Source organism: Ruegeria sp. AM7, assembly GCF_056535965.1.
Genome location: NZ_JBQFJE010000003.1, coordinates 1683245 through 1697754, shown reverse-complemented (window position 1 = coordinate 1697754; position 14510 = coordinate 1683245). Strand labels below are relative to the sequence as shown.

The following is a 14510-nucleotide window of genomic DNA, read 5'->3' as shown; positions in this document are numbered from 1 at the left end:
CTCAGATATCCAGCGGGCGGATGAAGTTCGCAAATGAGTAGAGGCGAATGTTGATGCGCCGCAGGAACTCAAAGCTTTTGCCCTGACCGGTATAGATCGCAACCGCCGCGTGGCCGCCTGCGGGGAAGGTGTGACCATCAGGAATATCGACCGAGATTTGCACCGCAATGCGGCCCGGCAGCTTGGGCAGCTCAAAGCCGGGCAGGCGGCCCGAAGGTAGATATTGCCCCTGACGAGTGGCCCACCAGATCGCCTCGACCTTGCCGGTGAGGATTTCACCGGGATAAAGGTCCAATGCCACCTCAACCTCTTGCCCCGGTTCAACGAATTTCAAGTTCTGTTGGCGGTAAGTGGCCAAGATATATGGATTATCCGTGGTGACGAAGCTGGCAATGGCGCCCAGCCGGATTTCCCCCACAACCATGCCGGGACGTGCCTGCTGTGAGACGATCATGCCGTCTTCAGGGGCGTAAATCGTCGTGTTGTCCAGGAAATACTGCGCTTTATCCAGCTGCGCTTGTGCTTGCAGAATACCTGTGTTGACCCCGTTAATTTGGGAATCCAGCGCCAGTTGTGCTTTTTCCAGATTGGCCTCGGCCTCTTTGATCTGGGCCTGATCCTCGGTCACCTGTTCATTCCAACGGTCCAGCTCATCCTGCCGTGCGCCACCTGCGGGCACCAGGTTTTCATAGCGGGTCTGCTGCGTCAGTGCATAAGCCAGCTGCGCGTTTGCGCGCTCGACATTTTCGGCGGCGACGATCACGTCCTGTTCCAGAATTTTCGCATTTTGCTGGGCGGCGACCAATTGCGCTTTGGCTTCATCGACCTCAAGCGAAAAGACAGTATCGTCAAAGCGATAGAGTGGATCGCCTTTTTTGACCTGCGTATTGGGCTCGACCAGTACCTCGGTCAGGATGGTCGGTTGCGTCAGGCGGGGGACGATCTGAATGGTCGAGCGGATCACATGGCTGTCGATGGAAAACGGCTGAAAGAACCGCAGGGCCACCAGAAAGATCAACAGCAGATGCGCCCCCACCCAGAACGAGACGATCCCCCAGGCAATATTGAATTTGAGCCATTGCAGTTTGAAAAAGATCAGCCAAACAAAAATGAGGTAAAAAAGCGTAATGCCTAGGGCGACAAACATAGTGTGAGAGTTCCTTTGGCCTTAGCTTTTCTGACTGTCTTCAGGATCCAGCGGGTCGCGGTATTCTTCGGTCAGAGTTCCGCCTAACCGTTTGATTTCCTTGCGCACCGCATCGCGTTCGTCATCGGGCATACGGCGGATATCGACAGTGGTGCCATCGTGGAAGGCCCAGATAAACGCGTGAACCCAAGGCACGATCGCCAGAAACCCCATCCACCCCATGATCTTAACGGCCTCGGCATGGGGGTGGTTGCGCTTGATCGCGATGCGCCCCGGCAGTCCCATGATGAACAAAAACAGTGCCATCACTGCAGCCAGCAGCAAAATGAGCGCGACAAATGTCAGGTAGTCATAGTAGCCTAGTGGCTGCCCCAATAATCCCATGCTCGTGCCTCCTTATGGGAAGGTTGACCCATCCTCATTTGTTAGCATCCACTTCGTCAATCAATTTATAGCTTGTCGGAGGGTCAGCGCAGATACCGGGACCACATTCCAGCAGGGCCGACACTGTGTTTAGAGCTCCGAGGCCCAATAGGGTAAAGAATGCGACTTTCGCCAGTATATTGCCGCCAAATCGGGGTTGCTCATTCGGCACGTCGGTGTATTGGCGCGAAAACAACAGCATAATGGCGGTTCCCAGCAGGATCAGGAAAAAGCAGACCGCGGCCCATGTGTAGTAGTGATAGCCGAGAACGGGCGAGCCGTAGTGGCCGGTTCCCGGCACGATGTGCAGAAAGATCTGTCGGATCGAAACACTGATTCCAAACAGCGCCGAGATCAGCATTAGCGCATAGTGTTGCGGTTGCGCGCCGTATATCAGGTTTAGCGCCAAGCCGACCCCGACCGCCATGAATCCCACGCGCTGCAACAGGCATAAAGGGCAGGGCAGTTCGTACAAGGCTAACTGATAAACGAAAGCCAGCAACAGTATCAGGCTAACCGCTAGGCCCCCAATCGCGTTTAGGCTGCGAGACAGTTCGGGCGTCACTGCCGTCTCCTAAAGCTGAATGGTCAATTGACTGGTCGCGTGATAACGAAACCAGTAGACGCTCAGCGCCAGGGTTACGAAAAAAACCGCGTTGGCAGCCTTTTTCATCCGATAGTAGATCAGCCCTATAGCTGTTGTAAGCAGCGCGAATAGTAGTGCGATCATGTCTCGCACCCCTCTAATCATAAGAATTGCAATATGTTTAAATATTGTCAGCTTAGCTCGCGTCTGGCAAGAACTTGAGGGTCAAAGTTCGCCTAAAGTGGAGGTCAGGTGCAGATTTCCAATCGCGTGCCCCAGTCAGCGCATTTCTGGACCAAGCTGCGTTGTAGCTGAGCATCGGTATAGAAGACATCCACGTCAGACAGCGATGCGATGCGCGCTGGTGCTGAGCGCTGGAATTTCGAACTGTCTGCCGCAAGCATGACATGCCGCGCCTGTGCTATGATCGTTTGACTGACATGGACCTCTTGAAAGTCGAAATCCAGCAAGTCGCCCTCGGCGTCCAGCGCAGAGCAACTGATCACAGCGTAGTCAAATTTGAATTGCTCGATCGTCGAGGTCGTAAGGTTGCCAATCAGCCCTCCGTCCGACCGGCGCAGCACGCCACCTGCAACCACGATCTGACAGTACGGGTTTTCGACAAGTATGTTGGCCACGTTCATGTTGTTCGTCACCACCATGAGGTCTTTGTGAGACAAAAGTTGGCGCGCGACCGCCTCGGTCGAGGTTCCGATGTTCATGAACACCGATGCACCGTCTGGAATGTCACGCGCGCAGGACTGCGCGATCCGGGTCTTGATCTCGGCATTTAGGGCGCGTCGATCCTCGTAGCCGATGTTTGACACGCCGGACCGCAACACGGCGCCACCGTGAACGCGATCCAGTTTTCCCATGTCTGCAAGATCGGACAGGTCGCGTCGGATGGTCTGAACAGTGACCTCAAAACGCGCGGCAAGGTCTTCAACCGCGACACGGCCATCTTGCTTGGCGATTTCCAGAATATCGGATTGTCGAAACGAAAGGGACACGTGATCCTCCGGTTGGAATGCTTTTTCGGTTTTCTTCTCTTTTTGAAAAATATCAACCTATGAAACAGGTGAATGTGCAATTTGTACAGAAATGCGACAAATAAGAGCGAGCTAAAGCGAACATAAACGAAAAATATCGTTGACGACCCAAGGTCTCACCGGGTTAATGGCGGCAGATTTTCAACATCGGGACTCACCGGGTATGACAGTGCAAACAGACGATGTGGCCGACCTTTTCATTATCGGCGGAGGGATCAATGGCTGTGGCATTGCCCGCGACGCGGCCGGGCGTGGATTGTCGGTTACCTTGGCCGAGATGAACGATCTGGCGTCGGCCACTTCGTCGGCCTCGACCAAGTTGTTTCATGGTGGTTTGCGATATTTGGAGTACTTCGAATTCCGCCTTGTACGCGAGGCGCTGATTGAACGCGAAACACTGCTGCGCGCGATGCCGCATATCAGTTGGCCGATGCGCTTCGTCCTGCCGTATCACGAGGACATGCGGTTCGACTCGGACACACCGACTTCGCGGCTGTTAAGCACCGTAATGCCATGGATGCGGGGGCGTCGTCCGGCCTGGCTGATCCGGCTGGGCTTGTTCATGTATGATCACCTTGGCGGGCGCAAGATTTTGCCCGGTACCTCCTCTTTGGATCTGCGATCTGCGCCTGAAGGTGCCCCGCTGAAAGACAAGTTTGAAACAGCCTATGAATACTCGGACTGCTGGATCGAAGATTCCCGGCTGGTTGTATTGAACGCCCGTGACGCCGAAGCCCGAGGTGCAAATATCATGGTGCGGACCGAGGTTCTTTCGGCCGAACGTGTTGCGGACCTCTGGCACGTCACGATCCGCAAAAAAGGGACCGATGAAACCCGCGTCGTCCGCGCGAAGATGTTGATCAATGCGGGCGGGCCGTGGGTCGGGGATATCATACAGACCAAGATACGTGTGAACTCTCGTGAAGGGGTTCGTCTGGTCCGAGGCAGTCATATCGTAACGCGCAGGCTGTTTGACCACGATAAGTGTTACTTTTTTCAGGGCGAAGATGGCCGCATCATCTTTGCCATACCGTATGAGAGGGATTTTACCCTGATTGGAACCACTGATCAGGACCACCCCAATCCATCAGAGCCGCCGGTCTGCACCGAGGTCGAGCAGGAATACCTCTGCACCTTTGCGACGAAGTATTTCGAGCAGCCTATCACGCGGGATGACGTCGTCTGGACCTATTCCGGCGTGCGGCCTTTGTATGACGATGGGGCCAGCAGCGCCACTGCTGCGACCCGTGATTATACGCTTAAGGTCGATGCGACAGGTGGTGCCCCGATTTTGAACGTGTTCGGGGGAAAAATCACCACCTATCGACGGCTGGCTGAAGGCGCGATGGAGAAGGTGGCAGAACATTTCTCTGATCTGCCGGGGCCATGGACGGCTGGTGTGTCCCTGCCAGGAGGTGACTTTCCCGTTGATGGTGTGCAGGATTTGATAGCAGGTTTGGAAGCTGATTATGCGTTTCTGGATAGGGCATGGGCAGAACGTTTGGTGCGCGCGTATGGCACCGAGGCTCGTACAATTCTGGGTGACGCACAAACTGCCGAGGATTTGGGAGAAGACTTCGGCGAGAATTTGACCTCGAAAGAGCTGGAGTGGCTGGTCGAGAAGGAATACGCGCGCAGCGCCGAAGACATCGTCTGGCGGCGCAACAAACTGGGCCTAAGGCTGACGCAGGATCAGATCGCCCGTATCCAAGACTGGATCGAAAACCGCTAGAAAAAAAGCCCCGCTCAAATGGCGGGGCTTTTGGGTTCAGGCGGTTTCCTCAGCGGGGCCAGGATCATCCTTGGTGCCCTTTATCCATTCTCGCAAGCCTTGCAGCAAGGCGTATAGAACTGGGACGAGGATCACGCCGATGAGGGTAGCGGCCAGCATTCCGCCGAACACAGCCACACCAATCGCTTTCTGGCTGGCTGCACCTGCTCCGTTAGCGGCCAATAGTGGAACGACCCCCAAAAGGAACGATAGCGCTGTCATCATCACCGCGCGGAAACGCTGATGCGCAGCTTCGGCGGCGGCTTCTTTAACCGATAGTCCTTTGGCGCGCTGTTCCATCGCGAATTCAACGATGAGGATACCGTTCTTAGACGCCAGCCCCACAAGCATGATCATCCCGATCTGCGTATACAGGTTGATGTCGCTGCCAACGATAGCCACGGCAGCGACCGCTCCGAAAAGCGCGACAATCACAGACAGCAGAATGGAAACTGGAAGCGACCAGCTTTCGTATTGTCCGACAAGGAACAGGTATCCGAACAAGATCGCCAGTCCAAGGATCACGATCACCAGACCGCCCGAGGCCAGCTGCTGCTGGGCCGTACCGGTCCATTCAAACGCGTATCCGGGGGGCAGGGCGCTTGCAGATTCTTCGGTCATGACAGAGATGGCGTCGCCGGTCGATAGCCCCTCGGCCGGGACAGCCGTGACCGTGGCCGAACGGAACAGGTTGTGACGTTTCAGCAAAACAGGGCCCAGTACGTTTTCAACGTCGATCAGAGTGCCCAGAGGAACCATTTCGCCCTTTTGCGACCGCACATACAGGTTCGAGATATCGTCGACATTGTCCCGATACGTCCCATCGGCTTGGATCATCACACGATACACCCGTCCGAACAGGTTAAAATCATTGACGTAGTAGGATCCCAATTGCGCTTGCATGGTCTGGAACACTTCGGCGACTGACACTTGCAGTGTCTTGGCCTTTTCACGGTCCAGATCGACGAACAGCTGCGGCACGTTCGCCCGGAAGGTTGTGTAGGCTTGCCCAATCTCGGGGCGCTGGTTCGCGGCATAGACGAACGAGCCAACGGCCGAGGCTAGGTCCTGTGGGGTGCCCCCACCGGTTTGCTGGACTTCCATCTCGACCCCGGCCGAGTTGCCAAGGCCCTGAATGGGGGGTGGGTTAAAGGCCACTATGGATGCAGCGGTCTCGCCATATGCAATGGCCAGCACCTTCTCCAGAATGGCATTTGCGCTCAGGTCGTCTTCCTGACGCTCGTCCCAGTTGTCGAGGTTCACAAAGATCGCGGCACCGTTGGTCGACGTCCCGTTCAGGATCGAGAAGCCGTTAATCAGAACCGTGTTGGCCACACCCGGAATTTCCCGGATTTGGTCATCCACGCGCTTGGTGACAACTTCGGTACGTTCCAGAGTTGCCGCATCGGGCAATTGCACATCGACGAACAAGTAGCCGTTATCTTCAAGCGGCAGGAACCCGCTGGAGGTTTTGGACATGATTGTCCCGGTCCCCATCGCCAAAGCTACGATGATCCCCAGCGCAACGATCGGCAGGATCAGCAACCGGCGCACGATGGCGACATAGCCTGAACGCACCGAACCGATGAACCGCTCGAACACAGCCAGCAACCCTGTTGGTGGACCAGATCGTGCGCGCAGCACAAGACCACAAAGCGCGGGCGACAGCGTCAATGCGTTGATTGATGAGATCACAACCGCGGTCGAGATCGTCACGGCGAACTGCGAGTAGAGCCGCCCCGAGATGCCGGGCATGAAGGTCACGGGGACGAAAACCGCCAAAAGAACCAGCGTCGTCGCGATGACGGGACCGGTGATCTGGCCCATCGCCTTGCGGGTCGCCTCGGCCGGAGGCAGGCCTTCTTCTGCGATGATACGCTCGACGTTTTCGACCACCACAATGGCGTCATCGACCACGATCCCGATGGCCAAAACCAAGGCGAACAGCGAAATCGTGTTCAGGGACATTCCAAATAGCAGTAAGAAGGCAAAGGTCCCGATCAAAGACACGGGGATTGCGACCGCTGGAATGATGGTTGCCCGCCAACTGCCAAGAAAGACAAACACCACCGAGATCACCAAAATGAATGTCAGGATCAGGGTGGAGACCACATCGTTCAGCGATTGTTCAACAAAGTCGGTGGTATTGAACGGCACAGCATATTCTACATCTGTCGGGAATGACCGAGACAGCCGGTCAAGTTCAGCCTGCACCCGTTCAGAAACTGCCAGCGCATTCGCGCCGGGGGCCTGATAGATGCCTATTACGGTCGCAGGTACGCTTTGGAAATAGCCCGAAGCGGCGTAGTACTGTGCCCCAAGCTCGACCCGGGCGATGTCTTTGACACGCACGATGGCGCCTGCATCTCCGGTGCGAATGACAATCTCACCGAACTCGTTGGCGGATGTCAGGCGTCCTTTGGTTTTGATAGTATATTGAAACGTTTGCCCTTCAGGCACCGGAGGTGCGCCGATTGAGCCTGCCGAAACCTCGACGTTTTGTTCTCGAATGGCGCTGATCACGTCGCCGGGTGTGATGGACAGGCCGGCCATTTTGTCAGGGTCCATCCAGATGCGCATCGCGTATTCCAGATTGGTCAGAACATCCGCTTTGCCTACCCCCTGAACCCGCGCCAGCGCGTCTTTGAGATTGATTGAGGCATAGTTGGAAAGGAAAACACTGTCATATGTCCCGTTTGGCGACGTCAGTGTCACCAACAGCAGCATATTGGTGGATGCCTTCTGGGTCACGACACCGGACGAGGTCACTTCCGTCGGCAACGACGACATCGCTTGCGCCACGCGGTTCTGCACGTTGACAGATGCGATATCGGGGTCGGTGCCGACCTCGAATGTGACATTCAACGAGTAGGAGCCGTTATCCGATGAAGTCGACGTCATATAGATCATGTCGTCCACACCATTGACCTGAGCCTCGATCGGCGCGGCGACGGTGTTTTCTACGGTTTCGGCATTGGCGCCGGTGTACGTGGTCGAAACGCTAACCACGGGCGGTGTGATGTCTGGAAATTGCGCAACTGGCAGAACCAGATAGCCGATACCGCCCATGATGGTCAGCACCAACGAAATAACAAGTGCCAGCTTGGGCCGGCTGATGAACAGGGCAGAGAACATTCTTTACTCTCCCGGCTGCTCAGAGGCGACTACAGCATCTACAGCCACGCCGGGACGCACCCGCTGCAGGCCCTCAACGATCACGCTTTCACCTTCACGCAGACCATCCTTTACAATGATCGCTGTCCCTTCGGTCGTGCCTGTGGTGATGTAGCGTTGTTCAACCATTTGCTGGTCATTCACCACCAGAACAAAGTCACCACGCTGGTCGCGTTGCAGTGCAGCTTGCGGAACCAGAACTTCCAGGGTGGGTTCGAGTGCTTCAATCTGTACGGACAAGAAAGCCCCATCCACGATCAGACGTTTATCATTTTGAAATTCGGCGCGCATCGTGATTGCGCCGGTGAGTGGGTCGATGCGGTTGTCAACGAACACGATCTGGCCGGTCTCGTCCAACTCTGATCCGTTGGGCAGGATCAACTTGACGACCGGACTTTTGTTGCTTTCGGCCAGAGTGGCTGCATTTTCGCCAACCGTTTCCAAAACCGAGGTGAACTGTTTTTCGTTCAGCGAGAAATTGACGTAAATCGGCGCCTCGCTGACGATATTAACCAATGGCGGGTTTGTGGGGCCAACGACGTCGCCGACACTGATAGCGACGCGGCCAATGCGGCCGGTAAAGGGGGCGTGTATCTGGGTATAGCTCAGATCCAGTTCAGCCTGCTGGATCGCTGCCTTTGCGGATTTGACTTCGGCCTCGGCGACCAGTTCGTTGGCACGCGCGATATCACGCTCAGATTCTGGTGTGGCATCCCGTTCATAGAGTTCCTGTTTACGAGCCAGTTCGACCTTGGCCAATTCCAAGTTCGCTTCAGCGCGGTCCAGATCCGCATTCCTGGCGTCCAATGTCGCTTGGTAAAGGTCTGGTTCGATTGTGAACAGCAGATCGCCTTCTTGTACCAACGCCCCGTCTTCGACGTTCTGGCTGTCCAGAAAACCGCTGACGCGGGCAACAATATCGACTTTGTCCAGCGCCTCGGCGCGGCCGATAAACGTCGCTTCCTCGGTTATTTCCTGAGTGTAGGCCGCTGCAATAGAAACCTTGGGCGGCGGGGCTTCGCTTTGGTCTTGCGCCGTGGCTGTTGATGCCACCCCGATCAAAGCCGCCGCGGTCGTGCGCCGCACGAAAGCCGGCGTCACGCTGGATAGGCAGAGTCTGGAAATCGTCTGTGAAAGGGGCATTGCAATCGCCTCACTGAAGTAAACTGTACGCGCCTCGGCACTTGCAGGGCGGCCGAGTCGACTAAACTCTCTGTGAGGATGGCGGTTTTAAGTTGATTTCTCAAGCATGTTGAACGCTGCGAGACGGCTTTTGGTTGCGGAAATTATGCTGATGATCCTTATATTTACTCACTGATGTGCTGAATTGAGGCGACCCTAAACGAAAAAGGGGCCATCAAGGCCCCCTGTGTTCTTGTGATGTCGTGAATCGTCAGTCGCGGGTGCCAGCAAAACGAGTTTGCCAGTCTTCGCGCTGTTCATCGGTAATCTTGGCGAAAAGAACATCTGGAACAGCAAATTCATGACCAGCGGGCAGAGCGTTCAACGCGGCTGCAATGTCTTCTGGCCACTCGGTGTCCAGCGTGTTCATCGCGCTCAGCATCCGAGCCGAGGTGGTGGGGATGAACGGTGCGCTTAACACGGCGTACAGTCGGATCAGGTTCAGACCAAGGCGTACTTGTGCGGCAGCCTGTGCCGGGTCTTCCTTGAAGGTTGACCACGGCGCGGCGGATTGCAGGTATTCGTTGCCCGCGACCCAAATCGCACGCAGTTCTTGCGCTGATTTGCGGACCTCCATCGTTTCCATAAAACCTTCATAGGCGCGGACCCGGCGGGTGAGCTCTGCGATAAGTTCCTGTTCACGCTCACCAAAAACGCCACCCTCAGGCACTGCCTCACCAAATTTCGAACGGCAGAACTTGGTGATCCGGCTGACAAAGTTGCCCAGCACGTCGGCCAGGTCCTTATTCACCGACTGCTGGAAATTTTCCCATGTGAACTCGCTGTCGCTGCTTTCGGGTGCATGGCTCAGCAGCCACCAGCGCCAGTAATCGGCGGGCAGGATCTCAAGCGCCTGATCCATGAACACGCCACGACCCTGAGAGGTCGAGAACTGGCCACCATCATAGTTCAGGTAGTTGAAGGACTTCAGGTGATCGACCATCTTCCACGGCTCGCCTGATCCCAGAATGGTGGCCGGGAAGCTGAGCGTATGGAAGGGTACGTTATCTTTGCCCATGAACTGCACATAGCGCACGTCATCTGCGCCTTTGTCGGTGCGCCACCAACGTTCCCACTCGGCATCCGGTTTGCCGCTGGCATCGGCCCATTCCTTGGCACAGGCAATATATTCGATCGGCGCGTCGAACCAGACATAGAAGACTTTGCCTTCCATCCCCGGCCAGTACTGATCGCCTTTCTTGACCGGAACGCCCCAGTCCAGATCGCGGGTGATGCCGCGATCTTGCAGGCCGTCTCCGTCATGCAACCATTTCTTGGCAATCGAGGTGGTCAGGATTGGCCAGTCAGCTTTGCTGTCGATCCACGCGTCCAGCTGATCTTTCATCGCGGATTGACGCAGATACAGGTGCTTGGTCTCGCGGACCTCAAGATCAGTCGAACCGCTGATCGCGCTGCGCGGCTCGATCAGGTCGGTGGGGTCCAACTGTTTGGTACAGTTCTCGCACTGATCGCCGCGTGCGCGGTCATAGCCGCAATTGGGGCAGGTACCCTCGATATAGCGGTCGGGCAGGAACCGGCCATCGGCGTTGGAATAGACCTGTTTTTCGCTGACCTCACGGATCAGCCCGGCCTCGTCCAGTTTGCCCGCGAAATGCTGTGTCAGGTGCTTGTTCTGATCGCTTGACGAGCGCCCAAAGTGATCAAAGCTCAGTCCGAACCGGTTTGCGATATCGGCCTGAACGCCATGCATCTCGGCGCAGTATTCGGCCACAGGCTTACCCGCCTTGGCGGCGGCCAGCTCGGCCGGGGTGCCGTGTTCGTCGGTGGCGCACAGGAACATCACCTCATTCCCGCGGCCACGCTGATAGCGCGCGTACAGATCAGCCGGCAGCTGCGAGCCGATCAGGTTGCCGAGGTGCTTGATCCCGTTGATGTAGGGGATCGCCGAGGTGATGAGAATCCGAGCCATTTTGCGTGTCCACGTAACTGTCTGCGCGCCCGTCTACCTTATGTAACCGGGCAGCAAAAGCCCGGCTTTTGCGTGTGGCGTTAATTGTTAACTCAATTCGCCCGGTTCAGGGGTTGTTTTTGTCTGCCTCACGTGACCGTTTCAGCAGCCGCCCAATCGTGAAGGATGTTCGCGGAGCGTAGACATAATTTGTTCGCTCATCCGGTGTCGGACGCGACCGCATTCGTGCCAGGCCAAATACGATCAGGAAGACATGACCCAAAGCAACAAAAGCAAACAACGCGCCGGGGCCGAACTGCTGAATCAGGTTAGACGATACATAGGGTGAGGCAATCGCACCCAGCGCAAACCAGAACATCAATGCGGCAGAAAGCTCGACCCGTTCTTCGGTTGTGGCAAAGTCGTTTGCGTGTGCAGACGAGACGGAGAAAATCGGGAAAGTCGTCAATCCAAAGATACCCGCAGCCAGCATCACGCCTATGGTTCCCGCCCCACCGGCTGCCATTGTGATGCCGCAACTCAGAACCGCTGCGGCAGACAGCCAGATCAACACCCAGCGACGGTCATACTTGTCGGCCAACCAACCCACCGGGTATTGCGCCAGTGCCCCGCCCAGAACGAAGGACGCCAGAAAGAAAGCAATCTGGTCGACGCCAAGTCCGACCTCTTGCCCATAGACCGGCCCGACCATACGGAAGGATGCCGAGCTGAGCGCCGCGACGATCACGCCCGCCACAGCCAGTGGTGAACTGCGCCATGCCAATTTAGGACGCAGGCGAGGCGCGTCGGGTGTTTTAGGTTGGCTGGCCTTGGTCAAGGTCAGCGGCAACAGCGAGGCACAGCATAAAATGGCCAGCAAGTTGTATGAGACATAAGATGCGGGCGGCAGCACGGCGATGATCAACTGGGCACAAAGCGACGCGCCCAGATCGGCGATGCGGTAACTGCCCATGACACGGCCACGCGACTCGTTGGTGACCTTGGCGTTCAGCCAGGCCTCGATCACTGTATAGCACCCAGCGACACAGGTGCCTGACGCGATCCGTAGCACGGCCCAGACGTTCGGGTTTTCTGTCAGAGTATGCCCCAGCAGCCCCATGGCGCCCAATGCCGTACAGACAGCAAAGGCGCGGGAATGCCCCACGCTGCCCATAAGACGAGGCGCCCACCAGCAACCCACAAAAAAGCCAATGAAATGAGCCGATCCGAGCATACCAATCTGCTCGGTTGAAAAGTCCAGCGTCAGTCCCGAGATGGCGTCAAGCGGCCCCACGCCGCCGGTCGACAACTGCAGCAGTATAACCGAAAGAAACAGGGCGGCAAAAGAAATCATCGTGCGCATAACGACACCACCTTGGGACATCCGCAGCTAGATGCGCGCAGCTTATCGACCTTGACGCGTCGTTTTTCGGCTATTGTGAGCTTTGGATTTCCGCCCGGATGTCCAAGCCTACGGTGTCCTGTACAAGATCAGCATAGCCTGACGCTCCGAAATCGTGCCGGTTCAACTCTCCGGTCAGGCGGATGGACAGATCGTTCAGATTGTCAGCGGCACTGCCGGGTGGGCGAAACAGATCGGCTTTCAACTCGATCGGGCGGGTGACCCCACGAACGGTCAAATCCCCGCTGATCTTGGCACCCTGAGAGATGCGGCCGCTTTCACCAAGTTGTACGCTTGTTGACACAAAATGGATGGTTGGAAACCCTTCGGCATCTAGGACGCTCTCGCTCAGCATGGGTTTGCGGGCGAATGGCAGCTTGGTCCGCGCTTTGGCGACGTTCAGGATCACGTCCACACGGCTGTTCAGCAGGTCGTTCAGGTCGATCCGAATGTCGGCGGATTCGATGGGCATGGTGCCGGATTGTGAGATGCCGGAAAGGTCAAAGGTGAAATCGACCGATGTTCCATCCGGCACCAATTGGTACGTGCGCGGCGCAGCCAGTGCTGAACCCGCAAGGGTCAGTACAGCCAAGCCTGCCAGCACGGCGCGTCGTGTTACTTGGGTCATGCCATGACCTCCTGCCTGCGGGGGCGCGAGCGCTTCAGCAACATCAGCAGGATTGCGATGTTCAGCCCGTTCCATAGAATGCCGTTGATAAAGGCCAATTGATAATTTCCGGTTACGTCGTAAATCCAGCCTGACATCCAGCCGCCCAGAGCCATCCCCATGATGGTCATCATCATCACAAAGCCCACGCGGGCTCCGGCCTCTTGCGGGGGCATGTATTCGCGCACAACCAGCGCATAGCTGGGCACGATCCCGCCCTGTGCCAGTCCGAACATGAGGCTGATGATGTAAAGCGAAACCATTCCGTCATAGGGCAGGAACAGAAACAGGGCGATGCATTGCAGTATTGACCCGATCAGCAGGGTCATCAGCCCGCCCAGCTTGTCGGCCACCATCCCGGAAATCACGCGGCTGACCACGCCGCCTAGCAACATCAGTGACAGCATCTCGGCCCCGACGGCGGGCCCATAGCCCAGCCCGACGCAATACGAGACGATGTGAACCTGCGGCATCGACATCGCCACGCAGCACCCGATACCAGCCAGACCCAGTATGTACTGCAACGCGCGTGGTGAGATCCCGACGCTGCTTGCCTTGATGCTGGCGCTCGCGGCTGCGGTTTGATGCGCCTCGGCCGGAACCTGACGTCGCAGCAATAGGGACAGGGGGATGACGATCACCGGAGTTATTAGGGCCAGCGTCAGATAGACCTGCTGCCAGCCGTCGCGCGCCAGAATATCCGACAGAAGGGTCGGCCAGATCGCGCCCGACAGGTAGTTGCCGCTGGCCACCAGTGCCACGGCAATGCCGCGCCGCTTCATGAACCAGTGCGATATATCGGCGATCAGCGGACCAAACCCGATCGAGGTGCCTAACCCCACCAACAGATGTGCCAGCGACAGCATGACCATGTTCGGAGCAAGGGTTGCCAGCACATAGCTGACGGTGCTGAGCACGGCCGCTCCGATCAACGCTTTGGTCACACCCAGCCGATCGACCAGTTGCCCCAGCCACATGTTCCCCAGCGCAAAGCCGATCATGGTCAGAACGTAAGGCAGCGAGGCTTCGGCCCGCCCCGCGTCGAACTGTGTCTCGATCGCGGGCATGACCACGATGACCGCCCACATGCCCACATTCGCCACCATCGCGATGGCAAGTGTGATTGTAAGGCGTAGCCAAGAATAGCGGCTGTCGTGGATTGCGTGGCTCATTCCCGGAACGCTAGGGCGCGGGGTGGGG

At 56.9% G+C, this 14510-nt stretch carries 12 protein-coding genes; 1 reads left to right on the top strand and 11 read right to left on the bottom strand.

The window, feature by feature from the left end; genetic code table 11:
• Position 1: 1 nt before the first annotated feature.
• The 5 genes from ACR3EG_RS12420 to ACR3EG_RS12400 form a co-directional block, all read right to left on the bottom strand.
• Entirely contained in the window at positions 2-1147 is a 1146-nt protein-coding gene (locus ACR3EG_RS12420; protein WP_170750796.1) for an HlyD family secretion protein, read from the bottom strand.
• Between the two features lie 21 nt (positions 1148-1168).
• Positions 1169-1531, bottom strand: a complete 363-nt coding sequence (locus ACR3EG_RS12415) for a DUF3302 domain-containing protein (RefSeq protein WP_480496131.1) — start codon at positions 1529-1531, stop codon at positions 1169-1171.
• A 34-nt stretch (positions 1532-1565) separates the two neighbouring features.
• Positions 1566-2135 carry a disulfide bond formation protein B gene (locus tag ACR3EG_RS12410; RefSeq protein WP_480496129.1) on the bottom strand — a complete coding sequence of 190 codons (570 nt, stop codon included), beginning with the start codon at positions 2133-2135 and terminating at the stop codon, positions 1566-1568.
• A gap of 9 nt (positions 2136-2144) precedes the next feature.
• Positions 2145-2300 (bottom strand): DUF5993 family protein, encoded by a 156-nt coding sequence (locus tag ACR3EG_RS12405; protein ID WP_170352935.1) that lies wholly within the window; start codon positions 2298-2300, stop codon positions 2145-2147.
• Between the two features lie 104 nt (positions 2301-2404).
• A complete protein-coding gene (locus tag ACR3EG_RS12400; RefSeq protein ID WP_480496127.1) occupies positions 2405-3166 on the bottom strand; it encodes a DeoR/GlpR family DNA-binding transcription regulator in 762 nt (253 codons plus the stop codon).
• Between the two features lie 202 nt (positions 3167-3368).
• On the opposite strand from ACR3EG_RS12400, the gene glpD reads away from it, so the two are divergent.
• Positions 3369-4937, top strand: a complete 1569-nt coding sequence (gene glpD / locus ACR3EG_RS12395; protein WP_480496125.1) for a glycerol-3-phosphate dehydrogenase — start codon at positions 3369-3371, stop codon at positions 4935-4937.
• 36 nt (positions 4938-4973) lie between these two features.
• Here the strand turns inward: glpD and ACR3EG_RS12390 are convergent, their stop codons facing one another.
• The 6 genes from ACR3EG_RS12390 to ACR3EG_RS12365 all read right to left on the bottom strand — a co-directional run bounded on the left by ACR3EG_RS12390 (position 4974) and on the right by ACR3EG_RS12365 (position 14482).
• Positions 4974-8111 (bottom strand): efflux RND transporter permease subunit, encoded by a 3138-nt coding sequence (locus ACR3EG_RS12390; RefSeq protein ID WP_480496123.1) that lies wholly within the window; start codon positions 8109-8111, stop codon positions 4974-4976.
• A 3-nt stretch (positions 8112-8114) separates the two neighbouring features.
• A complete protein-coding gene (locus tag ACR3EG_RS12385) occupies positions 8115-9251 on the bottom strand; it encodes an efflux RND transporter periplasmic adaptor subunit (protein ID WP_480947284.1) in 1137 nt (378 codons plus the stop codon).
• Positions 9252-9543: 292 nt separating this feature from the next.
• The gene (metG, locus tag ACR3EG_RS12380; RefSeq protein ID WP_480496119.1) at positions 9544-11262 is read right to left on the bottom strand and encodes a methionine--tRNA ligase; all 1719 of its coding nucleotides are present in this window, start codon (positions 11260-11262) and stop codon (positions 9544-9546) included.
• Positions 11263-11368: 106 nt separating this feature from the next.
• On the bottom strand, positions 11369-12604 hold the full coding sequence (locus tag ACR3EG_RS12375) for an MFS transporter (RefSeq protein ID WP_480496117.1): 1236 nt from the start codon (positions 12602-12604) through the stop codon (positions 11369-11371).
• Between the two features lie 70 nt (positions 12605-12674).
• Positions 12675-13271, bottom strand: a complete 597-nt coding sequence (locus ACR3EG_RS12370) for a YceI family protein (RefSeq protein ID WP_353393059.1) — start codon at positions 13269-13271, stop codon at positions 12675-12677.
• On the bottom strand, positions 13268-14482 hold the full coding sequence (locus ACR3EG_RS12365; RefSeq protein ID WP_480496115.1) for an MFS transporter: 1215 nt from the start codon (positions 14480-14482) through the stop codon (positions 13268-13270). The genes ACR3EG_RS12370 and ACR3EG_RS12365 overlap by 4 nt, the downstream gene beginning before the upstream one ends.
• Between the last annotated feature and the right edge of the window lie 28 nt (positions 14483-14510).

Bases quoted from the DNA above. Each gene is read 5' to 3' on its own strand.
- ACR3EG_RS12420 (WP_170750796.1), bottom strand. From the start codon at position 1,147: ATGTTTGTCGCCCTAGGCATTACGCTTTTTTACCTCATTTTTGTTTGG.
- ACR3EG_RS12415 (WP_480496131.1), bottom strand. From the start codon at position 1,531: ATGGGATTATTGGGGCAGCCACTAGGCTACTATGACTACCTGACATTT.
- ACR3EG_RS12405 (WP_170352935.1), bottom strand. From the start codon at position 2,300: ATGATCGCACTACTATTCGCGCTGCTTACAACAGCTATAGGGCTGATC.
- glpD (WP_480496125.1), top strand. From the start codon at position 3,369: ATGACAGTGCAAACAGACGATGTGGCCGACCTTTTCATTATCGGCGGA.
- ACR3EG_RS12390 (WP_480496123.1), bottom strand. From the start codon at position 8,111: ATGTTCTCTGCCCTGTTCATCAGCCGGCCCAAGCTGGCACTTGTTATT.
- metG (WP_480496119.1), bottom strand. From the start codon at position 11,262: ATGGCTCGGATTCTCATCACCTCGGCGATCCCCTACATCAACGGGATC.
- ACR3EG_RS12375 (WP_480496117.1), bottom strand. From the start codon at position 12,604: ATGCGCACGATGATTTCTTTTGCCGCCCTGTTTCTTTCGGTTATACTG.
- ACR3EG_RS12370 (WP_353393059.1), bottom strand. From the start codon at position 13,271: ATGACCCAAGTAACACGACGCGCCGTGCTGGCAGGCTTGGCTGTACTG.
- ACR3EG_RS12365 (WP_480496115.1), bottom strand. From the start codon at position 14,482: ATGAGCCACGCAATCCACGACAGCCGCTATTCTTGGCTACGCCTTACA.